Below are 23,507 nucleotides of genomic sequence, written 5' to 3'. Positions count from 1 at the left end.
CGGGCTCCCCGGCCCATGCCCTCCCGGCCCGCGACCGCGCGGGCTCCCCGGTCCGTGCGGGGGGTGTCGCGGTGAGCACCGTACGCGCCTCCGTCAGGTGGATCCGGGCCGACCTGCGGGCCCGCAGGGTCCAGGCGCTGCTGACGGTGCTGGCCGTGGCCGGGATCGTCACCGCGCTGATCACCTCCGCGACCCTGCTGGAGGACGGCACCAACCCGTGGCGCGGGCTGTTCGCCGAGTCCAGGGGCGCGCACGTGTGGATACACACCAAGGACGCCCCCGACCCGGCCGCGCTGTCGAGACTCCCCGGCGTGGTCCAGGTCGCCGGACCCTACCGGTCGGCCCCGGTCACCCTCACGCTGGACGGGAAGAAGTCACCGGTGGCGCTGAGGGAGATGTCCGCGACGCCGCCGCGGGTCGCCGTCCCCCTGATCCGCGAGGGGCGCCCGCTGCGCCCCGGCGACACCGACGGCGTGATCGTCGAGCGCTCCTTCGCCAAAGCGCTCAGCCTGCGGGTGGGCGGCACCTTCCCGGTGACCGCGCTCAACGGCGCCACCCACCCGCTCGTCGTGGTCGGCCTGGCCGACACCGCCGACCAGGGCTTCTACCCCGAGTGGACGCCCGGCCTGGCCTGGACGCTCGCGCCCGTCCTGGCCAGGGTCGAGCCCGCGCTGGGCCGCAGCGAGTCGGTCACCGGGCTGCGCCTGTCCGACGGCGAGGCCACGCTGCCCGCCGTCCACGGCGCCGTCACCCTCCTGGAGGGGCAGATCCAGCGGATGTCCACCTGGCGTGAGGTCCGCGCCTCGATGGAACTGGACAACCGGCTGCTCGGCCTGCTGCTCGCGCTGTTCGGGGTCACCGGGCTGGTCGCCGCCGCGCTCGCCATCGCCAACGCGGTGGGCGGCCGGGTGCTGAGCCAGACGCGCGACATCGCCACCCTCAAGTCCCTCGGCTACACCCGGGGCCAGGTCTTCGGCGTGCTCATGGCCGAGCACGGGGCGCTCGGGCTGCTCGGCATCGTCATCGGGCTGGTCTGCGGCCAGTTCGCCGCCTCGTTCGTCCTGGACGGGGTGCCGATCCTGCCGCTCTCCCCGGTCCCGCTGCTCGCCATCGCCGGCGGCACCGCCGCCGTGGTCCTGGTGGCGGTGGCCCTGCCCGCCTGGCGGGGCGGGCGCACCCCGCCCGTCCCCGCGGCCCCCGCGGCGCCGCCCAGGGGGCACCTGTCGCGGCTGGCGCGCCTGGCGCTGCTCGTACGGCTGCCTCCGGCCCTGGTCCTGGGCACCCGCGACGCCTTCACCCGGCGCGTCCCGGCGTTCCTGAGCATCTTCGGCGTCGCGGTCCCGATGATGATGATCACCATCGGGCTCGGCTGCTGGGCCACCCTGGACGACTTCCTGCGCCATCCGGAGCGGGTCGGCCAGGCGGCGGCGCTCATCGTGCGCCCGGACAAGCTCCCGGCGGACGACGCCCTGCGGATCGCGAGGGCCGACCCCGGGGTGCTCACCGTCTACCCCGGCACCGAGGTGCCCGCGCTGGAGCCCGAGCAGACCAGGAGCGTGCTGGCCCGCGCCGCCGGAACCTCCGCCGAGCCGTACCCCTTCTCGGTCGTCGAGGGGCGGATGTACGCCGCCAGGGGCGAGGCCGTCGCCGGGCAGGGGCTGCTCGACCTGCTCGACGTGAAGATCGGGGACCGGGTCCGGCTCACCGTCGGCGGCACCCCGCTGATCGTGCACCTCGTGGGCCGGGTGGTGGAGCCCGACCAGGACGGCGAGGTGCTCTCCTTCGGCATCGACAGCCTCGCGGCCAAGGACGCGGTGCCGCCGCAGTTCTACAGCCTGGTGCTCAGGCCGGGCGCCGACCCGGCGGAGGTCAGGGCGCGGCTGCTGATCGCCTCGGGCGAGGCCCTGGAGGTGCAGCGGGTGGTCAACCCGGCGGAACGGCTCGCGATCATCCGCGTGGTGATCGTGGCGTTGATCGTCGTGCTCGCCCTGCTCGGCCTGGCCAACCTCCTGACGGCGAGCGCGCTGGGCCTGCGGGACCACGCCCTCGACCTGGCGGTGCTCAAGGCCATGGGCCTCACGCCCCGGCAGGTGGCCGCCACCCTGGTCACCGGGACCGGCCTGCTGATCGTGCTGGGCGTGGTCGCGGGCGCCGCGGCCGGTGCCTCGCTGGCCGGCGGGCTGATCGACCTGCAGGGGCACACCAGTGGCGTCGGGGCGGGCATCGGCCGTACGCCCTCGGCCCTGACGCTCGCCGTCGCGATGCTCGTCGCGATCGGGACCGCCCTGCTGGTGACGCTGATCCCGGCCGGGCGCGCGGCCCGCGCCCAGGTCCCGGTCACCGCGCGATAGAGGCGGTGGAGGCGGTGGAGGCGATAGAGACAGCCCCGGGACGGTGACCGTCCCGGGGCTCCTCTCGGGAAGGGCTCAGCCCTCGAAGCCGGGGATGTCGGCGTTCTTGAGCGAGAACCAGTAGAAGCCGTGGCCGGGCAGGGTCAGCAGGTACGGCAGGGTGCCCACGGGGGGGAACCGCACCCCGCCCCTGGCCTCGACCGGGATCATGCCCGCGAAGCGGCGCAGGTCGAGCTCGACCGGCTGCGGATACTTCGACAGGTTGTTGACGCACAGCATCAGGTCGTCGCCGTCCTCGCGGACGAAGCTGAGCACCGCCTGGTTGCTGGACCACAGCTCGTTGTAGATGCCGGTGCCGAAGACCTGGTGGTCACGGCGGATCGCCAGCATGTTCCTGGTGAAGTGCAGCAGCGACGCGGGGTTCTTCTGCTGCGCCTCCACGTTGATCGCCTGGTAGCCGTGGATCGGGTCCATGACGACGGGCAGGTACAGGCGCCCGGGGTCGGCCTTGGAGAAGCCCGCGTTGCGGTCGGGGCTCCACTGCATCGGGGTGCGGACCGCGTCGCGGTCCTCCAGCCAGATGTTGTCGCCCATGCCGATCTCGTCGCCGTAGTACATGACCGGGGAGCCGGGCAGCGACAGCAGCAGAGCGGTGAACAGCTCGATCTGGTCGCGGTCGTTCTCCAGCAGCGGGGCGAGACGGCGCCGGATGCCGAGGTAGGCCCGCATGCGCGGGTCCTTGGCGTACTCGGCGTGCATGTAGTCGCGCTCCTCCTCGGTGACCGTCTCGAGCGTCAGCTCGTCGTGGTTGCGCAGGAAGATGCCCCACTGGCCGCTGTCGGGGAGCTTCGGCGTCCGCGACATGATCTCGGAGATCGGCTCGCGGCTGCCCTGCCGCACCCCCATGAAGATGCGCGGCATGAGCGGGAAGTGGAAGGCCATGTGGCACTCGTCGCCGCCGACCGAGGGGTCGCCGAAGTACTCGACCACGTCCTCGGGCCAGCCGTTGGCCTCGGCGAGCAGCACCCGGTCCGGGTAGAGGCGGTCGACCTCGGCGCGGACCTTCTTCAGGTACGCGTGGGTCTCCGGCAGGCCGGAGCAGTCGGTGCCCTCGCGCTCGAAGAGGTAGGGCACCGCGTCGAGCCTGAAGCCGTCGATGCCCAGGTCCAGCCAGAACCGCAGGACCTCCAGCATGGCCTCCTGGACCGCCGGGTTCTCGTAGTTCAGGTCGGGCTGGTGGTGGAAGAAGCGGTGCCAGTAGTACTGCTTGCGGACCGGGTCGTAGGTCCAGTTGGACTCCTCGGCGCCGACGAAGATGATCGGCGCGTCGGGGTACCCCGCCGGGTCGTCGGACCAGACGTAGAAGTCGCCGTACGGACCCTCGGGATCGTGCCGGGACGCCTGGAACCAGGGGTGTTTGTCGCTGGTGTGGTTCATCACCAGGTCGGTGATGATGCGCAGGCCCCGCTTGTGCGCCGACTCGATCAGCTCCACGAAGTCCCCGAGGTCGCCGAAGTCCGGCAGGATCTTCATGTAGTCGGAGATGTCGTATCCGCCGTCACGCAGGGGAGACTCGTACAGCGGGAGCAGCCACAGGCAGTCGACGCCGAGCCACTCGACGTAGTCCAGCTTCTCGATGAGACCGCGCAGGTCACCGGTGCCGTCGCCGTTGGAGTCCTTGAACCCGCGGACCAGGACCTCGTAGAAGACGGCGCGCTTGTACCACTGGGGGTCCGCCGAGACGAAGTCCTCGGCCACGGACTCCTGGGAAGGGGAGGGGAGGGGGGATGGGGTCATCGTGTTCTCGCTCACGGTGATGAAGGGCAGGACGAAGTCACCGGATGCTCCGGCTGATGATGTTTGGTGACCGCGCCGGCGGGAGCCGTCATCCCCACGAGCTCCGTGCTCTCGGGCGGACCGAATTTGTGATTCTGTGCCGTCCCTTGTGGCGCTTTCTGGGCCGAACACTACCAGCCGTCCGCCGCCGTGGAACCCCCCTTGGCGTGGGACGTCGCCACCGTCCCACGGAATCGCTGCGCGCATCGCGCCGAGGCCGCGTAATCGTGGCGTCGCTCACCGTTTTCCCGGGCGAAACATTGGACGCCCCGGGAGAGCGGTCTCGCCCTGTGCCCGCAGGTCAGGCCCGTACGCGTGGCGGACGGAGAGAGTACGGGCCGGCCCCCGAATCAGGGGTTCCAGACCCGGTCCCCAAAGGCGCGGCGAGGCTCCGCCGGACCACGTCATAGGGGTCCGGCGGGTGGGTCACAGGGGCCGGGCCGGGCCCGGGGCGGGGTGGGCCGGGCCCGGAGAGGGGTGGGTCCGGAGCGGGGTGACCGGGCCTGGAAAAGGGGAAAGGGGGTAGGTCAGGCCCAGGGCGGGGTGAGGTCGGGGAGGTCGTCCCGGTAGTCGCCGAGCCAGGCGCCGAACAGCACCAGGCCGCGTACCCAGAAGCGGTCGTTCCAGCCGTTGAACCGCGCCAGCCCGTCGGGACCCTCGGCGATCACGACGTGGAGCTGCTCCGACAGCAGCGAGGGCACGGTGTCGGCGACCCGGGTGAGCATCCGGTGCCCGTACTCCCTGGCGGGCGCGGCGGCCGAGCGGAGCGGGACCCGCTGGAGCGGCTGCTTGACCACGTTGGTGGAGGGCAGCGCGGCCACGCGCGGGTTGGCCGCGTACAGGATCTCGCGGTAGAAGCGCCCCTGGTCCTTGCGGTGCACGCCGACCGAGAGCGCCGCGTCGAAGAAGGCGGGGTGGATGAACGGCGCCGCGAACGAGGCCTCGGGGCCGACCAGGTTGACCGGCGAGCGGGCGATGCCCCGCGCGGTCCTGGTGTGCAGGACCGACAGCGGCAGCTCCGCCCGGTGGCCGTTGAGCATGGCGGTCGACTGGGTGAAGGCGTGCCCGACGCTGTCGGTGATCCAGGCCTCGGCCTCCTCCGACAGGAACGGCACGGACGGGGAGCCCAGCGCCAGCGAGCCGAGCAGCGCCGCCTTGCGCTCGGCCTGCGTGGAGGCGTCCAGCGCGGCCCCGCTGACCATGAAGTTCTTCAGCAGCGGACCCCCGGCCAGCCCGTCGACCAGGGTGCGTCCCGCCCGGTGCACCTCGCGGGCGAACGGGGTGTACCAGGCGTGGTGCGGGGTGAGGAACTCCAGCCGCCGCGCCGCGGCCAGCGCGTCGTCGGGGTAGGCGGCGGCGTCCTGGGGGATCACCCGGTGGCGCACGCCCAGCTCGCGGGTGATCGCCTTGGCGAAGACGATGTCGGTGTCGGTGCCGTCGTCGGGGCTGGTCGTCCACGACTCCACGTCGGCCCCGCGCGCCACCGCCACCGAGCACAGCAGCCGCGAGTCGTAGCCGCCGCTGACCGGCACCAGCAGCGGGCGCCCGTCGAACTCCTTGTAGACCTCGTGCAGGATCTCCAGGATCTCCCCGGCGGTCCGGCCCGCCTCGTAGGGCTCCTCGCGCAGCCACCTGGGCAGCATCCGCTCGACGCCGATCCGGCCCGCCGCCCGGTCGAAGACCAGCGCGCTCGCCCCCGACATCCGTTTCACCTGCGTGTACGGGGTGTCGTCGCGCAGCGGGAAGGTCATCTGGATGATCGAGGCCCAGGCGTCCCAGTTGATCTCGTACGGCGTGCGCGCCAGGGAGAGCAGCGGTTCCAGCAGCGAGGAGAAGTAGACCGCCCCGCCGTGGGACAGGTAGTAGACGTCGACGAGGCCGAGACCTCCGGCGTGCAGCGTGATCCGCTCGCCGTCGTCGATCAGGCCGGGCGTCTCGTAGGTCTCCGCCACGGTGATCCACGGGGCCGCCCCGCCGGGCTTGCGCTCCCCCCAGGCGAAGGCCCAGGTGCGCTCGTCCCGCTGGTAGGGAGGCAGCGGGGAGGAGCTGAACAGGGCCGCGTTCCCGGCCTGGACGGCGGGCCTGACCCGCGGCCCGGCCCCGCGCAGCGTCTCCAGGACGGCCTCGTCGAGGTGCCCGATGCCGCCGCAGACGTACGGCCTCACATTGAACGTCGGCCACTGCACCGTGCTGACTCCTCTGTGTCGCGATTGACCAAAGGGTATCCTTTCGCCCGGCTCACGAAACGGAGGACGGCGTGGCGGGCGACCAACTCGAAAGCACACGACAGGCGTTGCGGGAGGCGGTGGCGCACGCGGAGAGGGCCGCCGAGCTGGCCCGCCTGCTGGAAGCGGCACAGGCAAAGATCGCCGATGCGGAGCGTGCGGCCGAGGAACTGCGCGGGGTGAAGGAACTCCTGAGCGAGACCGAGGAGCGGCTGGAGGCCGCGAACGCGGCCGAGGAGAAGCTCCGCAAGGACCTGGCGGAGCAGCGCTACCAGGCCGAGGTCGCCAGGTGGAAGCTCTCCTCGGTGCAGGTGGCCCGCTGGTCGCGGCTGGGCGACGCGATCAAGACGGGTAAGAGCAACCCGGTGCGGCTGGCGCGCGGCCTGCGCGGGGCGGCCAAGCCGGCCAAGCGCCCGACCGCCCCCAAGCGCCAGCCGGTGCCGCGCAAGGCGGGGGACAAGGCGCCCGCCCCCGGGGCGTCCTTCCAGGCCACCAGCTCCGTCAGGACCGTCGGCGGCAGGTCGGTGAAGCTCAAGCCGTATCGCGTGCCGACCGGCCCGAACACCCGCCCGCACCTGACCGCGGCCGTGATCGCCGCGCCGCACGGCGAGGCGCTGCTGCGCTACGAGTGGCGCCAGACCACCGGCTTCACGCCGAGGGACTTCGCCCGGGTGCTGGCCGCCGAGGTCCCGCACCTGCTGCTGGTCGAGTCGGTGACCGAGGGGCCGTGGGCCGCGGAGCTGCGCAGTCCAGACCAGGGACTGCGGTCCCTGCTGGCCTGGTGCGCGGAGCGGGGCATCCGCACCGTCTTCTGGCACACCGAGGGTGAGCCCGGCGAGTTCGTCGCCGCGGCCAGGTTGTTCGAGCACGTCGTGACCGCGCTGCCCAGGTTCGTGGGACCGTGGGGCGCCGCGCTGGCGGCCCAGGAGCCCGAGCAGGGACGCCGGGCGCCCTCCCTGGGAATCCTGCCCTTCGCCGTCCAGCCGCGCGTGCACAACCCGCTGCCGCTGGCCGGGGACCGGTTCGAGCGGGTGCTCTCGCTGGAGGAGCTGCTCCCCGGGCACCTGTCGTACCCGGACGTGCTCACCTCCTACCGCTGGCCCGTCGCGGTCGACTGCCCGCCGGGCACGGAACCCTGGCGGATGGCCGAACTGGCCGCCTGCGGCACCCCCATCGGCACCGAGCCCGACCCGCGCCGCGCCCACCTGGCGCTCCGCCAGGCGTACGCCTCGGGCACGATGACCAACAAGGTCGACGACCTGCTGGACGCGATCGGCCTGCCCAGCGGCAGGGCCACCCTGAACATCTCGGTGATCATGATCGACCGGGGCGACCTCGACCACGCGCTGGCCCAGGTCGCGCCGCAGAAGGGCGTCGTCCAGCTGGTGCTGCTGTCGGACGCCCCTGACGCCGTCGGCCGGGCCCGCGAGGCGATGCCCGACGGGGTGGACGTCGCGGTGCGCCGCTCCGACACCGAGCTGACCACGGGCGGCCTGCTCAACCGCGCCCTCGACCTGTGCCAGGGCGACCTGGTGGCGGTGATGGACGCCCGCGACCGGTACGGCGAGCACTACCTGACCGATCTCAGCCGGGCCTTCCTGTTCGCCAACGCCGACATCGTGGGCAAGGCGGCCTACTACGCCCACCTGCGCGACGTCGCGGCGACCGTGCTGCGCCAGCCCTCGGCGGAGTACTCCTACCTGCCCGACGTGGCGGGGGCCACCCTGCTGGCCCGCCGCGCGGTCCTGCGGGGCATCGGCTTCGCCGACGTCTCGGACAACTGGGCCGACGTGCTGATGCGCCAGTGCCGCGCGGACGGGATCAAGGTCTTCTCCGCCGACCGCTTCGGGTACGTCTGCCTCCGCGACCGTGACCGCTGGCTGCTCGGCTCGGCCCAGCTCGTCGACTACGGCCCGGCCGACCCGCACGCCCTGATCTGAGCGCGTCCCCGGGTGCGCGTTCCTCGCCGCGACGGCGGCGGACGGCCCGCACGGCCCGCACGGCCCGCACGCCCTGGTCCGGGCGCGGGCCGTCCGGGGGTCGTTAGGCTGCCGGGATGACGCCCGGCGCGCTCGGCGAGGTTCTCGGCCTGCCACCGATCCCCAGGGGGACGTGGGCCGGGGAGGCGCTCTACGTCTCCCCGGCCGCGCTGCGCCGGGGCGAGGACCCCGAGGAGACGGCCGGCCGGCTCCGCGCGCTGCCGGGGATCACGGCCGTCCGGGTGCGGCCCGGCGGTTTCCTGGAGATCGTGGTGGCGGTGCCCGGCGAGCTGGTCACGGAGATCGGCGCGGACGCGCCCGCCGCCACGGGCGGGATCACGGGCGCGGCCGGGATCACGGGCACGGGCGAGGGCGGGGTGGCGGGCGCGGGCGGGTCCCCGTGGGAGGACCTGCCCAGGACGTGGGCCAACCCCGGGTTCGTCGTCAGGTACGCGCACGCGCGGGCGGTCGCCGTACAGCGCTGGGCCGCGGAACTCGGCGTCGGCGGGGACTTCAGGCCCGAGCTGCTGGAGGGCCGCAGGGACCGGGCGGTGCTCAGGCTGCTGGCCGAGGTGCACGGCAGGCGGGTGAGCCGGGACCCCGGGTGGGCCGCCTACGCCGAGCAGCTGGCCCTGGCCTACCACGACGCGTTCGAGGGGGCCCCCGCGCTTCCCTCGGGGGACGAGGAGCCGTCGGAGCTGCACGCCGCCCGGGTGCGCCTGGCGCGGGCCGTGCGGGACGTGCTGGCCGAGGCGCTGGCGGCGCTTGGCGAGACGGCGCCCGACAGATTGTGATAGACCCTCCCAAAGGAGCTTAAAGAGATCAGGGGAGAGGTGAATGGCCGGGCCCCGGGACTGGGAGGCGCGCGAGCCGCGCCGATCCGGGATGGTCCGGCGGGTGCTGCCGACCCTGCTCGCCTTCGCCGTCATCCTCGGCGGGCTCGCCTATCTGGGCGGAGACCTCAGGGAACTCCTCGGGACCGCCCCGGGCTCGGCCCGCTCGGCCGCGGCGACGCATCGCCTCTACCAGGAGACCCGGCCGGTCGACGGCCGTTGCGGCACGCTTCCCCGGGACCTCGACGCCGACCTCACCACGTCGCTGGAGGCCCTCGGCGGGTGCCTGGACCGGATGTGGGCCGACACCCTGGCGCGGGCGGGCATCGACTACGAGCCGCCGGAGGAGGTGCGGCTGGTCGACGCCCCCGAGGAGGCCGCGTGCGGGATCGACGACTACGACTGGGCCGGGATCTACTGTCCCGAGCCGCGCGTCGTCAACGTGCTGGTCGAGGGCGAGCGGGCCTTCCCGATGATGTTCACGCTCGCGCACGAGTACGCCCACCACGTCCAGGAGGTCAGCGGGATCGCCGACCGCAGAGGCTCGGAGGCCTTCGACGAGGCGTGGTCGCGGCGGCTCGAACTGCAGGCGGACTGCCTGGCCGCGGTGACGCTGCGCGCCGCCGCGCCGCGCCGGCTGGAGAGCCTGCGCCTCCTCGCCGGGCGCGGTTCCGGCGCCGACGAGGGCGTCGAGGCGGGCTACCGGCAGTCGCACGGCTCGGGGGCCAGCAGCGCCGAGTGGATGCGGCGCGGCCAGGAGGGCGGCACCGTGGGGTCCTGCAACACCTGGGCGGCTCCCGCCGATTCGGTCTCCTAGGCTCGCCCGGGTCTCCCCGGAACGGTCTCGCTCCGGTCTCTCCCGAAGATCGTGTCGCCGTACGACGTTAAAATATGTCGCCAAAGTGGCACATAACGTAAAAAGTTCGCGTGTTCGAGGTGGATCGCGTCTCGATAGGTGGGCAATCGTCTCAGGGGGATCACCGGGTCCGATAGCCTCGATCGGGTGAGTCGATTCGCCCACCCCGCCGGTGACCGGCATGCAGAAGTGCTGCCCGAGGAGCGCCCTCCGCACGCACCTGCCGATCTGAACACGCTCGACCCCGCCATCTGGCCGCGAACGTCGAGCCGCGCCGACGGCTCGATCACGATCGGCGGCGCGGACGTCAGGGACCTCGTCGAGGAGCACGGCACCCCGCTCTACGTGGTGGACGAGGAAGACTTCCGCTCCCGCTGCCGCGACTACGCGAGCGCGTTCTCCGGGGGAGAGGTCCACTACGCGGGCAAGGCGTTCCTGTGCCGCGAGGTCGCCCGCTGGATCATGCAGGAGGGCCTCGGCCTCGACGTCTGCAGCGCCGGCGAGCTCGCCGTCGCGCTCAGCGTCGGGTTCCCGCCCGAGCGGATCACCATGCACGGCAACAACAAGTCGCTCGCCGAGCTGGAGAAGGCCGTCGAGGCCGGGGTCGGGCACATCGTGGCCGACTCCTTCGAGGAGATCGCCCGCCTGGGCTTCCTCGCCGACAAGCACGGCAGGCGGCCCAAGGTGATGATCCGCGTCACCGTGGGCGTCGAGGCCCACACCCACGAGTTCATCGCGACCGCCCACGACGACCAGAAGTTCGGCTTCTCGCTGAGCAGCGGCGCGGCGGCCGAGGCGGCCAGGCGGATCCTCGCCCTGCCCCAGCTGGAGCTCGTCGGCCTGCACTCCCACATCGGCTCCCAGATCACCGACACCGCCGGGTTCGAGGTGGCCGCGTCCCGCCTGGCCACCCTCCTGGTCAAGATCAAGGACGAGCACGACGTCGTGCTGCCCGAGCTGGACCTCGGCGGCGGCTACGGCATCCCCTACGTCGAGGGCGACACCGCGCCCGACGTCAAGGAGATCGCCGACAACCTGCGGGAGATCGTCAGCAAGGTGGCCAGGTCCGCGGGCCTGCCGGTGCCCAAGCTCACCGTCGAGCCGGGCAGGGCCATCGCAGGGCTGGCCGGGGTGACGCTCTACGAGGTCGGCACGATCAAGGACGTCGAGGGCCTGCGCACCTACGTCAGCGTCGACGGCGGCATGAGCGACAACATCCGCACCGCCCTGTACGGGGCCGACTACACCGCGCGCCTGGCCTCCCGCGAGAGCGCCGCGAGGCCGATGCTCTCCCGCCTGGTCGGCAAGCACTGCGAGAGCGGCGACATGGTCGTGCGCGACCTGTGGTTCCCCGCCGACCTGGCCACCGGCGACCTGATCGCCGTCGCGGGCACCGGCGCCTACTGCCGCTCGCTCGCCAACAACTACAACTACCTCCCCAAGCCCGCCGTGGTCGCGGTCAAGGACGGGGTGTCCCGCGTGATCGTCCGCCGGGAGACCGAGGACGACCTCCTGAGAGGACAGCTGTGAAACGACCCGGAGCGGCGGGAAAATCCCGCAAGGCGGAGAAACCCGTCCGCGGCGTGAGCGACAAGGGGGCGTGACCGCATGGCACTGAAAGTCGCACTGCTGGGATGCGGCGTCGTCGGCTCCCAGGTGGTCAGGCTCATGCACGAGCAGGCCGACGACCTCGCCGCCCGCATCGGGGCGCCGCTGGAGCTCGCCGGGGTCGCCGTGCGGCGCCTGGGCCGCAGGCGGGACGCCGACGTGGACCCCGCCCTGCTCACCACGGACGCCGAGGCCCTGGTCACCCGGGACGACATCGACATCGTCGTCGAGGTGATCGGCGGCATCGAGCCCGCCAGGTCGCTCATCCTGGCCGCGCTGAACAACGGCAAGTCGGTCGTCACGGCCAACAAGGCGCTGCTCGCCGAGGACGGCGCGACCGTCCACGCCGCGGCCAGGGCAGGCGACGCCGACCTCTACTTCGAGGCGGCCGTCGCGGGCGCCATCCCGCTGATCAGGCCGCTGCGCGAGTCGCTCGCCGGGGATCACGTGCACCGGGTGCTCGGCATCGTCAACGGCACCACCAACTACATCCTCGACCAGATGGACTCCAGCGGGGCCTCGTTCTCCGACGCGCTCGGGGAGGCGCAGGCGCTGGGCTACGCCGAGGCCGACCCCACCGCCGACGTGGAGGGCTTCGACGCCGCGGCCAAGGCGGCGATCCTCGCCGGGATCGCCTTCCACAGCCGGGTGACGGCCGCCGACGTGCACCGCGAGGGCATCACCGAGATCACCGCGACGGACGTGGCCAGCGCCAAGGCCATGGGATACGTCATCAAGCTGCTCGCGATCTGCGCCCGTTCCGACGACGGCAGGTCCTTCGGCGTACGGGTGCATCCGGCCATGATCCCCAGGACGCACCCGCTGGCGGGGGTCCGCGAGGCCTACAACGCGGTGTTCGTCGAGGCGCGCTCCGCCGGGCAGCTCATGTTCTACGGCGCGGGCGCGGGCGGCGCCCCGACCGCGAGCGCCGTGCTGGGCGACATCGTGGCCGTGGCGCGCAACGTGCTGGCGGGCACCCGGGGGCCGGAGGAGTCCACGTACGCCGACCTGGTCGTGCACCCGATGGGCGAGACCGTCACCCGCTACCACGTCTCCCTGGACGTCGCCGACAAGCCCGGCGTGCTCGCCAGGGTCGCCGACATGTTCGCCAAGCAGGACGTCTCCATCCAGACCGTCCGGCAGGAGGGGCACGGCGCGGACGCCCAGCTGGTGCTGGTCACCCACCGGGCCAGTGACGCCGCGCTCTCCGCCACGATCGAGGGCCTGCGCGAGCTGGACATCGTCCGCGACGTGGTGAGCGTCATGCGCGTCGAGGGCGAGGACACCCCCTAGCGCTGCCCGGCCGGGCCGGTCCGCGGTGGCCGGACCGCTCGGCCGGTGCCGGTTCGGCGTCGATCTGCCTGGTCCGCGCCGGTTCGGCGTCTGCCCACCCGGCCCGTGCCGGCCTGCTCGCCTGCGGGCGTCGGCCTGCTCGGCCTGCTCGGCCTGCTCGGCCTGCTCGGCCCGCGCCGGTTCGGCGCGGGCGCGTCCCGCCGTCGCCGGCACCGTCAGGGGGACTCGGTCCCGGCCCTCGCGGCGATCGTGCCATGCCGGCTCGGCATCGGGTTCCTGGGCATTTGATAACAGATTATTTGGTGGTCTCTATCGGCTTATAAGGTGCTTTCATGCTTTGTTTGCCGTTCCGCGAAAGAGAGTTCCCCGTGAAGGTCTTTCGCCGGGCGGCGGCGTTCGCCACGGCGCTGACCGTCGTGGTGGCGCTGGGCCCGGCCGCCCACGCGGCGGCCGAACGGCCCGCGAAGAAGGTCAGGACGGTCGTCGCGCTCACCTTCGACGACGGCGACTCCTCCCACCCCGCCGTGGCCCGCATGCTGGAGAAACGCGGCATGCGTGGAACGTTCTACGTCAACACCGAGACCGTCGGCGGTGAGCAGAAGCTGACCCGCCGCGGGCTCGCCGAGATCGCCAGGAAGGGTCACGAGATCGGCGGTCACACGCTGACCCACGTGCGTCTCACCGAGCTGACCCAGAGCGAGCAGGAGGGCCAGATCTGCGACGACCGCAGGACGCTGGTGGCGTGGGGGTACCGGCCCGCCACCCTCGCCTACCCGTTCGGCGCGGTCGACGCCGACGCCATGGCTGTGGCGCGGCGGTGCGGTTACGACGCGGCCCGCGGGGTCGGCGGGCTCAAGGAGTGGGGGTGCCCCGGCTGCCCGGCCGGTGAGACTCTCCGCCCGAAGAACCGCTACGACATCCGCACGCCGGGCTCCATCCGCGAGGACACCCTGCTGCGGCACATGAAGCAGCAGGTCCTCAACGCCGAGAAGGGCGGTGGCGGGCTGGTCCCGATGGTGTTCCACCGCGTCTGCGACGACTGCGGCCTCTACTCGACGACTCCCAAGCTCATGGGCCAGTTTCTCGACTGGCTGGTGAGCCGCAAGGCCCACGGCACGGTCGTGCGGACCCTGCAGAGCGCCGTCGGCGCCCGATACCGCCCCCTGCCCAGGCAGGAGTGACCGGGCCGCCGAGGACGCCCGGTGTCCGGGGCGTCCTCGGCGGCAGGGCGTGGCGGTAGGGCGTGGCGGCAGGGCGTGGCGGCAGGGCGTGGCGGCAGGGCGTCAGGAGCCCTCGGTGAGCCTGCGGAGGCGGCGGGCGGCGCGGGCGAGCAGGGAGCGCTGCTGGGCCTGGCGCAGGGCGACGGCCTCCAGGCGGCGCTGCTCGGCCTTCTCCTTCCACCTGACGGTGTCGCGGCTGCCCTTGGCGGCCTTGGCACGCAGTTCCTTCAGCTCGGCCTTGAGGGCGGCGACCTGCCGCTGGGCCCGCTCGGCCTCCCGCGCGCGCGACTCGGCCGCGGCCTTCCAGCGCGCGGCCTCCCGGTTGCGGTTCACGGCCCAGTAGGGGTAGGCGCGGGCGGCGGGCCGCAGCTTCCACGACTCCGCGTCCAGCCAGGTCGCCCCGTGCAGGTCGGCGATCACGTCGTCGAGCCGCTCGCCCTCGCGGGCCACGCGCGTCGCCCTCGCGACGGCGGAGGTCCGCTCCAGGCGGGCGGCCAGCACTCCCGACTCGTCCTCGTCCAGCGCCACGAGCAGCAGGCCCTCGTCGTCCTTCTCCGCGTGCTCGATCAGTTTGGCCAGCGAGTCCGCCCCCGGTACCCACCCGGCCGGGCAGACCAGGCGGAAAGGCGCGGGCGCCGAGGTCGCGGGGACCCGCTCGGCGAAGGAGACGCGGCCGTCGTGGGCGTACTGGCCGCGCAGCAGCCGCAGGTCGAGCAGCGGGTCGTCCAGCGGTGCCGGGCGCTCGCCGTCCAGTGACGCCCACGGCCCCTTCAGGGTGACGTGCACGTCGGGCAGGGTGCTGGCCAGCGCCCCGTCGACGCTCGCCCTGACGTCCTCGAAGGAGGCGCCCCCGGCGTCCACCACGACGTCGACGTAGGGGACCAGCCACTGCCGGCCCGCGTCGGTGCGCAGGTGGCGACGGTACGGGATCCGGTCGGCGATGAACGGGTCGTTGTGCCGCCTGACGTCCGCGGGCCTGCGCATGGCCGTCGTCGTGCCCAGGTGCCAGCTCAGCGCCTCGGCGTCGGGGACGAACACCGCGCCCGTCTGGGTGAGCCGGTAGCCCAGCTCGGTGTCCTCGCCGAGGGCCAGGGAGGTGTCCAGCCCTCCCGTCTCCCTCAGCAGGGCGGCCGGCAGCGAGACCGTCGCGCCCACGTGGACGCGGTGCAGCAAGGAGCTGGGCGCGTCGCGGAAGCCGCGGTGGGCGGCGACGAGCTCGCCGATCCAGTCGTGCCCGTGCTCGGGATCCTCCTCGAAGAGGAGACCCGCCCTGTCCTTGGCGACGGCGATCTGGACCTCGGCGGGGGAGGGCGGGATGCCGGCCATCGCGGTGAAGCGCAGCGTCCCCATCACCACCAGGTAGCCGGCCAGGTGGTGCCAGCGCATGTGCGCCTCGACGTGCTCCCGGTAGGAGACGATGTCGGCGTCCATCCGGTGGATCACCTGGCCGTCCGCGACGGCCGTACCGGTCTCCAGGGCCCGGGCGATGCCCCGGCGGCCGGAGGCGTCGCCGACGATCCGGGTGCGTTCCGGGGCGATCTCGGGGAGCCGCAGCGGGGGCGAGCTGCCGTCGTCCACGACGATCACCTCAAGGAGGTGAGAGGGGTAGGTCTGGGCGGCGAGCGCGGCCAGGGTGAGGTCGAGCCTGTCCTGCCGCCCCTTGGCGGGGATCACCACGCTCACCGTCAGGTGCGGCTCCCACGTGCCGGGGGCGGGCACGGCCAGCACCCCGTAGTCGTTGCCCGGGATCCGCGGCGTGCCGGCGGGGGCGCCGGCGAGGACTCGCGGCGCGTTCGCGGCGTCGCCTCCGGCCGGGACCGGCGGGACGTTCGCGCCGTCTCCGGCCGGGACCGGCGTCGCGTACGGCGCGTCGGGGACGTACGGCGCGTCAGGGGGGATCCGCGACGTGCTCACTGTGCCTCCCGGGGGAGTTCCATGAGCGCGCTGGGCCGGAAGCCGCGCCACTGGCGCTTGTTACGCCGCAGGAACGTGCCGATCGGCTCGCGCCAGGTGTGGTTGGCGACGTTCCCGCGCCGCAGGATGTAGCCCAGACCCTGGGTGCGGTAGATCTGCCCGCCCGCGGCCTGCACGGCGTGCTGGAACTGGGCGTCGATCGTGCCGGGCATCGGACGGAAGCCGCCCACGGCCTCGAAGGCGGAGCGTTCGGAGAAGATGGTGCCCCCGGCGATGAAGTTGGTGATCTGCTCGGTGATCTGCTCGCGGTGGACGGTCACCCCGATCGAGGCGAGATAGACGAACTCGGGGACCATGCCCACGACCTGGGCGCCCGAGTAGGAGTGGGCCAGCAGCAGATCGGAGATGAAGTCGGGCCCGTACCAGTCGTCGTCGTCCATCTTCAGCAGGAACGATCCCGACGCCCTGGCCGCGGCCTGGTTCAGCACGGTTCCGAAAACGGTCCCGCCGTCGGCCTCGACCACGGTGACCGGCCGCTCGAAGGACGCCAGGGCCCCGGCCACGCCGGGATGCGTCGCGGGGACGCCGTGCAGGGCGAGGATCACCTCGAACTCGGCGCCGCGCTGCCTGGACAGCTGCTCCAGCGCGAAGCCCACCATGTCCGGGCGGCGGGTGACGAGCAGCACCGAGACCGTCGGCACGGGCGCCGCGGAGGCGCCCAGCTGCTCCCAGCGGGCACGGACCCCGTGGAGGCGCAGCGCCTCGCGGCGCAGCCGGATGCTGTGCTCCTCGCGCTCCAGGTCGTCCTTGAGCGCGGGTCCGTCGACCGAGGTGATCAGCCTGGCCAGCTCGGGGCCGAGGGCGCCCGCCCAGCGCGGCACGGCCTCGGAGACCAGGGGCACCCCGGCCGCCGCCAGTCCCGTGACGACCCGCAGCGCGGCCGCCGGGCCGGTGTGGCTGCGCCGCCAGTCCACCCGTACGCCCCTGACCTGCCTGATCCGGTTGACGTCCACGTCCGTGACGCGGCCGGAGGCGTCGAAGGAGGTGAGCGTCCTGCCCTCGCAGGTGATCGTCCAGCGGCCGGACTCGGAGGACAGGTCGGCCGTGCCGAGGGACGGCACGGTGACGAAGTTCATGGGGTTGACCGAACGGTCGTCGACGGGGGGGATGGTCCAGGGCTCGGACAGGTCGCCCAGGCCGTCCTCCAGGATCCTGCCGCCACCGGGACGGCCGAGCCTCTCCCAGGTCATCAGCCCGGCGACCGGGCGATCCACCGTGGTCCTGCCAGGGGACTCGGCGCCGGTCCAGGGCGGCGGCTCCTCGCCGACCGCGCGCACGACCAGGTCGGCGCCGCGGGCGCCGAACCTGTCGGGGACGGGCCCTGTCAGGGGGGCCGGGGCCGCGTTCGGGTCGCCGGGGCGCCAGTGGGCCGCTCCCGGCCCCGCCAGACCGGCGACGGGCCCGGCGACGGCGTCCATCCGGTGCCCGCCGAACGCCCTCGCGGTCGCGGCGAGCGTCCGTCCCGCCGGCACCGGCTTGGAGAAGCTCGCCTCGACCACCCAGGCGTGCTGTTTCGGCTGGTGGACGCGGAGTTCCACGAGAGCGCGCCAGCGGTGGGCGGGGGTGGGGGAGATCACCGGCGCGGTGTACCAGTGCGGCGTCTCCCGCACGGCGACGACGACCCGGGGGGCCATGGGCAGCAGCGACTGCAGGCTCGCGGCCCTGCGGACGTCGGTCGCCGTGCGGGCGAGCACCAGGATCTCCGCGGCGCCCTCCTCGGCGCGCGGGATGCCGTCGAGGTCGCCGTCGAGGTCCATCGCCCCGTACGTCTCCAGCTCGCCGAGGGTCTCGAAGCCCGCGCAGTAGACGAGGACGCGTCGCTTGCCGCTCCGCTCCAGGGCGGCGCGGACCAGTTCGATCAGAAAGGACATCAGCCGGTCTTCCCCCGACGCCTGGCCATGGAAGTGATCCTTCCCAGCGGGCCGCGCCGCCGCTCGGCCGCCAGGCGCCCGGCCTCGGCGCGCAGCCGTTCCGTCTCGGCGCGCAGGCTCTCCACCTCGTCCTTCAGGCCCTCCGCCTCGCGCTTCCAGCGCGCGGAGTCGGCCCGCCACTTCGCGGTGTCCCCGGCGACGGGCTCCGCCTCGTCGGCGGTCGTCACGCCGGCCTCGGCGGCGCTCACCCAGAGCGAGCCGAACATCTCGTGGACGGCGTCGTCGAGCCCGTCGTCGTCCCCGTCGGGTCCCTCGCTCACCAGCGCCGCCCTGGCGAAGGCGGCGGTGCGCTCGAACCTGGCCGCCCTGACCCCGGAGGCCCCCTCGTCGAGCGCCACGCTCAGCAGCCCGTACTCCTCACGCTCGGCGAGTTTGACCAGCTCGGCCAGGCTGTCGGCGCCGAGCGCCCACCCGGCGGGGAAGGTGAGCCTGAACGGCGCGGGAGCGGAGCCCGCGGGCACCTCCTCGGTGAAGGAGACGCGCGGCTCGTGGACGTACAGGTTGCGCACCAGGCGCAGGTCGAGCAGCGGCTCGTCGAGGGAGGGACGGCGTCCGGCGGGAAGATCCGACCATGGCCCGACCACGGTGACGGCGACGTCGACGAGGGTGCCCGCGAGCGCGGAGTCCACACTCGCCCGCACGTCCTCGTAGGAGGCGCCGCGGGCGTCGACGACGACGTGCACGTACGGCACCAGCCAGGCCCTGCGCGGGTGGGTGCGCAGCCAGCGCAGGTCGGGGATGAGGTCGGGCAGCACCGACCAGTTGTGCCGGTGCACCTCCTTCTCCCGGATCATGACCGTGGACGGCCCGAGGTGCCAGGCGCGGGCCCGCGGGTCGGGGACGAAGACCGCGCCCGCCTGCGCGAGGCGGAAGCCGAGATCGGTGTCCTCACCCATGTTCAGCGTGGTGTTCACCCCGCCGACCGAGCGCAGCAGGGCCACGGGGACCGAGGTGGTGGCGCCCGAGTGGAGCCGGTAGGCCCCGGCGCCCGCGTCCCGCAGCCACCGGGTCTCCTCCAGCACCCCGGCCCGCCACTCGTGCGGCGCGGACTCGTCGAACAGCTTCTCCGCGTCCCCGGCCTCCACCGCGGAGAAGACCTCCCTGGCGGAGGGGCCGGTCCCGTCGGGGGTGAAGCGGACGTCGCCCATCACGACGGCGTAGGGGGCGAGATGGTGCCAGCGCATGTGCGCCTCGACGTGCTCCCTGTCGAGGATCATGTCGGAGTCGACCCAGTGCAGGATGTCGCCCGCCGCCGCGGCGGCGCCGGTCTGGCGGGCCCAGCCGCGCCCCCATCGGCCGTCGGGCACCCGGACGAGCCTGGTGTTGGCCGGGGTGATCTCGGGGACGCGCAACGGCGGGTCGCTGCCGTCGTCGGCGACGACCACCTCCATGAGGTGCGCGGGGTAGGTCTGCGCGGCCAGCCCGGCGAGCGTGCGCTCCAGGGCCTCCTGGCAGTCGTGCGCCGGGACCACCACGCTCACCCTGAGCCAGGGCTCCCATTCGCCCAGGTCGGGCGGGAGCAGCGACCCGTAGTCGTTGTGCCTGATCCTGGCGCGCGGAACAGCGGCCCGGCCGGCCCGCTCACCCCTGTCGGCGCGGTCGTCGCAACCGGCCCGGTCGTCGCGCGGGCGGGCGGACGGGGCGGCGCCGGAGGTGGCGAGGCCGGTTTCGGTCACGCTCTCTCCTCCGCGGCCCGTTCGGCCCCGGCCTCCTCCGCGGCCAGGCGCGGCAGCAGGTCGTAGACGATCTCCTCGATCTCCTGGCGCCGGGGTACGGAGGCCAGGCGGTCCTCGCCCAGGGAGACCAGGATCGCCTGCAGGTCCTCGTCCCGCTTGCGCTCGTGATCCTTGAGCAGCTCGACGATCTCGTCCAGCCGCCGGTCCAGCCGCTGGGTGGCCGTCTTGACCGTGGCCAGCTCCGCCTCGTAGCGCTTGACCCGGGCGTCGATCCGCTGGGCCTTGCCGTCGACCCTGCGTACGGTCGCGACCGCCAGCACCTGGACGGCGAGCACCGTCGCGATCGCGCCGAGCACGATGGCCGCCGTGACCGAGATGATCCCGGTGCTCGCGAGCAGTGTCAGCGCGATCAGGAACACCGGGCCGAGGATCGCCGCCAGAAGCGTCAGTTTTCGGGGCGTGGGCATCCGCGCTTACCTTCCGTGCCGCTCTGTCTTTACCTGTCCTTGTGGGTGGTAAATGAGGTTATCGGCTTCTCAAGTGCAGATACGGCGATAAATAGGAAATTCGAAGGTTCCTGTGACCTGTGTGACAGCTGAGAGTGTTTGGCGGTGATCCTCGATGTCAAGTGTGATATGCGGCGAGAAGGGATCTTCTCACCTCGCTATCCTTCGCTCGTGCCCGCGCAGCCGACCGCCCTTCCCCCGCCCCCTCCCGCCACCCCGGTGAGCCTCCCGCGGCCGGTGCCGGGGGCGCGCGCCCCCGTGGTCCACGAGTTCCACGGGGTCCGCTTCCACAGGGTCCGTGGGGTCCGCGAGTTCCACGGGGTCCGCGAGGTCCATGGGGGCCGCGGCGCCCACGGTTCTCACCGCCCGGCCGGCACCGAGCACGCCCGGCGGCTCTCCCCGGCCCGTTTCCCGCGCGTCGCGCCGAACCGGTGGCGCGGTCCCCGCCCGAGCCCGACCCTGGAAGCGCCATGACAGCACGGATCGCCGGTAACGACTACCGGAGCCTCACGCCGCCCGCCCTGGGCTCCTGGACCCCCTCGCTCCGGGTCAGCGTCGTCGTTCCCGCGTACGGCGACCAGGAGAAACTCGACCTGGCGCTCGCCGGGCTGGCCGTGCAGACCTACCCGGCCGCGCTGACCGAGGTCGTCGTGGTCGACAACGGCAGCAGCCCGCCGCTGCGCCTGCCTGCCCTGTGCCCCGAGGACACCCGCCTGATCGTCTGCCCGGTCCCCGGCCGCGCCCACGCCCGCAACGCCGGGCTGGCGGCCGTCACCGGCGACGTGATCCACTGGCTCGACTCCGACGTGGTCCTGGACCGCAGGTCGGTCGAGGCGCACATGCGCTGGCACCACGCCGCCCCGTACCTCGTGGTGACCGGTTACCTGCGTTTCACCCCGGCCGGGCTGCCGGCCCCCGAGGTGGTCGCCGCCGCCGACGACCTGGCCAAGCTCTTCGAGCCCGCCGAGCCGCACGCCTGGCTGGTCGACCTGGTCGAGCGCACCGACGGTCTCACCGCCAACCCGCACCGCGCGTTCAGCCTGCACGTCGGCGGCGCGACCTCGGTCAACGCCGCGCTGCTCGCCGTCGCGGGGCCGATGGACACCGACCTGATCCTCGGCCAGGACACCGAGATGGGCTACCGGCTCGCCCAGGCGGGCGCCGTCTTCGTACCCGAGCCGCTGTCGCGCGCCTTCCACCTGGGCCCGACGATGCGCATGCGCGACAAGGCCCCGATCGACCGGGTCAGCCACGCCTTCGTGGCCGACCGGATCCCGTCCTACCGCTGGCTCCGCTCCCACCCGGCCCGGCAGTGGAAGGTGCCGTACGTGGAGGTGGTCGTCGAGCCCGCGGGGCGGCCCGGGAAGGGCTACACCTACGACGAGGTCCGCGCCACCGTCGACGCCGTGCTCGCCGGCACCCTGCCCGACGTCGCGGTCACCCTCACGGGGCCGTGGGACCGCGTCGGCGCCGAGGGGCGCGCTCCCCTGAAGAACCCCGACCTGGACCTGGTGCTGATCCGCGGCCACTACGCCCACGAGCCCAGGGTCCGCTTCGCCGACGAGGTCTCCGCGACCTCCGCCGTCCCGGCCCTCCCCTCCGGCCGGCCCGACGGCTCCGCCGCGCCGGGCCCCGCCTGGGCGGTTCCTTACCGTCTGCGGCTGCCCGCCGGATGGGTGCCCGGCGAGGACACCCTGGCCCGCCTGCTCGACCTGGCGAGGGACGAGGGGTACGGCCTGGTCTCGGTGCTGCTGGCCGAGGATGACGACGCGGCCGGTGGTGACGGCGGCGCGGCGGGCACGGTGGGCACGGTGGGCGCGGTCTCGGGGAGGACGGTCGTCAGGGCGCGGCTGGAACGTGCCGCCGCGTTCGCGCGCGCCGCGATCGTGCTGGAGGAGGGGGAGGACCTCGACGACGCCGTGGACGACACCTTCGGCGTGATCTGGGTGGACGGCGAGACCTACGGGTTCGCGCCCGAGGCCGGTGTCCTCACCGGCCGGCGCGGCGCCTACCGCGCCAGGGCCGAGGCGGCGGCCGAGGTGGCCCGTCTCACCAAGGAGGCGGAGCGGCTCCGCGAGCAGGTGGCCAAGTGGCGCGACGAGGCGGGTCGCTGGCGCAGGAGCACGGTCGAGCTGCGGCGCGAGGTCGGCACCCTGCGAAGGGAACTGGCCGCCGCCAGGAAGGTCGTCCAGTACGGGCTGCTGTCCTCGGTGAGGCGGGCCATCACCCGCCGTCGCTGACGACGCCGACGCCCCCCAGGAAGTAGGAGCCGATGCCTCGGTAGGGCACGGCGGTACCGGGCGCCGGCCGCCATTCCGGCAGGTTGACGATGCCGGGCTCGACCATGTCGAAACCGTCGAACAGGCGGACGATCTCCTTGCCGGTACGTGTGACGAAGGGGGCGGAGGCCCGGTCGTAGACCTGGGCCACCTCGTCCGCGGCCCGCGGGCGGACGTCGGTCGCGACGTGGGACAGCACGAGGTGGCTGCCGGGTGCCATGGCCCGGCGCAGGGTGGCGATGATGCCCAGGGGGTCGTCCGCGTCGGGGACGAAATGCATGATCGCCACCAGGAGGATCCCGACAGGCCGGTCGAAGTCGATCGCCGCGCGCACGTCCGGGTGCTCCAGGATCTCCCCGGGCCGGCGGACGTCCCCCTCGACGATGGTCACGTTCTCGTTCTTGCCGAGGATCGCCCTGCCGTGGACCAGGACGGTCGGGTCGTTGTCGACGTAGACGACCCGGGCGCCGGGAGCGACCTGGTGCACGTTGTTCCGGGTGGGCAGTCCGGCGCCGATGTCGAGGAACTGGTCGATCCCCGACTCGGCGAGGAAACCGACCGTCCGGCCCAGGAACGCGCGATTGGCGCGGGCACCCTGCCGCATCTCGGGGACGATCTCCAGGGCCCTCTCCGCGGCCTGCCGGTCCGCCGGAAAGTTGTCCTTGCCTCCCAGGTAGTAGTCGTACATGCGCGCGACGTTGGGAATATGCGTCTGGACACCCTTGGGCATCTGGTCGGCCACGCGCCGCTCCCAGGTAATGAAATTTCCAGAATTGCGTAGATCATAGCCACTTATGACATCGGGAAAGCCTTTAACGGACGAACGAGATCGCGCCATGACCGGCCTCCCCTCGCGCGCGTCCTCCGGCCTCCCTCGCGCGGCACGCGTCCGGTCCCGGCCGGCGGCGTGCGCCCGGCCTCCTTCTCGCGGAGCGTGCGC

General features: G+C 73.2%; 16 protein-coding genes. 9 read left to right on the top strand and 7 right to left on the bottom strand.

Annotation, left to right across the window (positions count from 1 at the left end; translation table 11 throughout):
• Positions 1-71: 71 nt before the first annotated feature.
• Entirely contained in the window at positions 72-2,351 is a 2,280-nt protein-coding gene (locus ACTOQ1_RS32910; protein ID WP_440071863.1) for an FtsX-like permease family protein, read from the top strand.
• A 75-nt stretch (positions 2,352-2,426) separates the two neighbouring features.
• On the opposite strand, the gene treS is transcribed toward ACTOQ1_RS32910, so the two are convergent.
• Positions 2,427-4,148: a maltose alpha-D-glucosyltransferase gene (gene treS, locus ACTOQ1_RS32905; protein WP_440071862.1), complete on the bottom strand. Its 1,722-nt coding sequence runs from the start codon at positions 4,146-4,148 to the stop codon at positions 2,427-2,429.
• A gap of 566 nt (positions 4,149-4,714) precedes the next feature.
• Positions 4,715-6,373: an asparagine synthetase B family protein gene (locus ACTOQ1_RS32900; protein WP_440071861.1), complete on the bottom strand. Its 1,659-nt coding sequence runs from the start codon at positions 6,371-6,373 to the stop codon at positions 4,715-4,717.
• 71 nt (positions 6,374-6,444) lie between these two features.
• On the opposite strand from ACTOQ1_RS32900, the gene ACTOQ1_RS32895 reads away from it, so the two are divergent.
• From ACTOQ1_RS32895 to ACTOQ1_RS32865, 7 genes are all read left to right on the top strand, one after another.
• Positions 6,445-8,352: a hypothetical protein gene (locus ACTOQ1_RS32895; RefSeq protein WP_440071860.1), complete on the top strand. Its 1,908-nt coding sequence runs from the start codon at positions 6,445-6,447 to the stop codon at positions 8,350-8,352.
• 116 nt (positions 8,353-8,468) lie between these two features.
• Positions 8,469-9,185: a DALR anticodon-binding domain-containing protein gene (locus tag ACTOQ1_RS32890; protein WP_440071859.1), complete on the top strand. Its 717-nt coding sequence runs from the start codon at positions 8,469-8,471 to the stop codon at positions 9,183-9,185.
• 43 nt (positions 9,186-9,228) lie between these two features.
• A complete protein-coding gene (locus ACTOQ1_RS32885) occupies positions 9,229-10,041 on the top strand; it encodes a neutral zinc metallopeptidase (protein ID WP_440071858.1) in 813 nt (270 codons plus the stop codon).
• 186 nt (positions 10,042-10,227) lie between these two features.
• Complete coding sequence (gene lysA / locus ACTOQ1_RS32880) at positions 10,228-11,610, top strand: diaminopimelate decarboxylase (RefSeq protein WP_440071857.1); 1,383 nt, start codon at positions 10,228-10,230, stop codon at positions 11,608-11,610.
• A gap of 78 nt (positions 11,611-11,688) precedes the next feature.
• Entirely contained in the window at positions 11,689-12,981 is a 1,293-nt protein-coding gene (locus tag ACTOQ1_RS32875; protein ID WP_362679840.1) for a homoserine dehydrogenase, read from the top strand.
• Positions 12,982-13,086: 105 nt separating this feature from the next.
• A complete protein-coding gene (locus ACTOQ1_RS32870; protein ID WP_440071856.1) occupies positions 13,087-13,269 on the top strand; it encodes a hypothetical protein in 183 nt (60 codons plus the stop codon).
• Between the two features lie 80 nt (positions 13,270-13,349).
• Positions 13,350-14,162 (top strand): polysaccharide deacetylase family protein, encoded by an 813-nt coding sequence (locus ACTOQ1_RS32865; RefSeq protein WP_440071855.1) that lies wholly within the window; start codon positions 13,350-13,352, stop codon positions 14,160-14,162.
• A gap of 102 nt (positions 14,163-14,264) precedes the next feature.
• Here the strand turns inward: ACTOQ1_RS32865 and ACTOQ1_RS32860 are convergent, their stop codons facing one another.
• From ACTOQ1_RS32860 to ACTOQ1_RS32845, 4 genes are read right to left on the bottom strand one after another with little or no spacing between them, the layout of a single operon-like run.
• Entirely contained in the window at positions 14,265-16,115 is a 1,851-nt protein-coding gene (locus ACTOQ1_RS32860) for a glycosyltransferase (protein ID WP_440071854.1), read from the bottom strand.
• Positions 16,112-18,046 carry a glycosyltransferase gene (locus tag ACTOQ1_RS32855; protein ID WP_440071853.1) on the bottom strand — a complete coding sequence of 645 codons (1,935 nt, stop codon included), beginning with the start codon at positions 18,044-18,046 and terminating at the stop codon, positions 16,112-16,114. The genes ACTOQ1_RS32860 and ACTOQ1_RS32855 overlap by 4 nt, the downstream gene beginning before the upstream one ends.
• Positions 18,046-19,782: a glycosyltransferase gene (locus ACTOQ1_RS32850; RefSeq protein ID WP_440071852.1), complete on the bottom strand. Its 1,737-nt coding sequence runs from the start codon at positions 19,780-19,782 to the stop codon at positions 18,046-18,048. Before ACTOQ1_RS32850 ends, ACTOQ1_RS32855 begins: the two co-directional genes overlap by 1 nt.
• Complete coding sequence (locus tag ACTOQ1_RS32845; RefSeq protein WP_440071851.1) at positions 19,779-20,249, bottom strand: hypothetical protein; 471 nt, start codon at positions 20,247-20,249, stop codon at positions 19,779-19,781. Before ACTOQ1_RS32845 ends, ACTOQ1_RS32850 begins: the two co-directional genes overlap by 4 nt.
• A gap of 509 nt (positions 20,250-20,758) precedes the next feature.
• Between ACTOQ1_RS32845 and ACTOQ1_RS32840 the strand changes: the two genes are divergently transcribed.
• Positions 20,759-22,528, top strand: a complete 1,770-nt coding sequence (locus tag ACTOQ1_RS32840; protein WP_440071850.1) for a glycosyltransferase — start codon at positions 20,759-20,761, stop codon at positions 22,526-22,528.
• On the opposite strand, the gene ACTOQ1_RS32835 is transcribed toward ACTOQ1_RS32840, so the two are convergent.
• Positions 22,512-23,309 (bottom strand): SAM-dependent methyltransferase, encoded by a 798-nt coding sequence (locus ACTOQ1_RS32835; protein WP_440071849.1) that lies wholly within the window; start codon positions 23,307-23,309, stop codon positions 22,512-22,514. The two genes, ACTOQ1_RS32840 and ACTOQ1_RS32835, sit on opposite strands and share 17 nt — an antisense overlap.
• Between the last annotated feature and the right edge of the window lie 198 nt (positions 23,310-23,507).

It is taken from the genome of Streptosporangium sp. OZ121, assembly GCF_051918885.1.
Classification (GTDB): Bacteria; Actinomycetota; Actinomycetes; order Streptosporangiales; family Streptosporangiaceae; genus Streptosporangium.
This window is presented reverse-complemented; position numbering and strand designations above follow the sequence as displayed.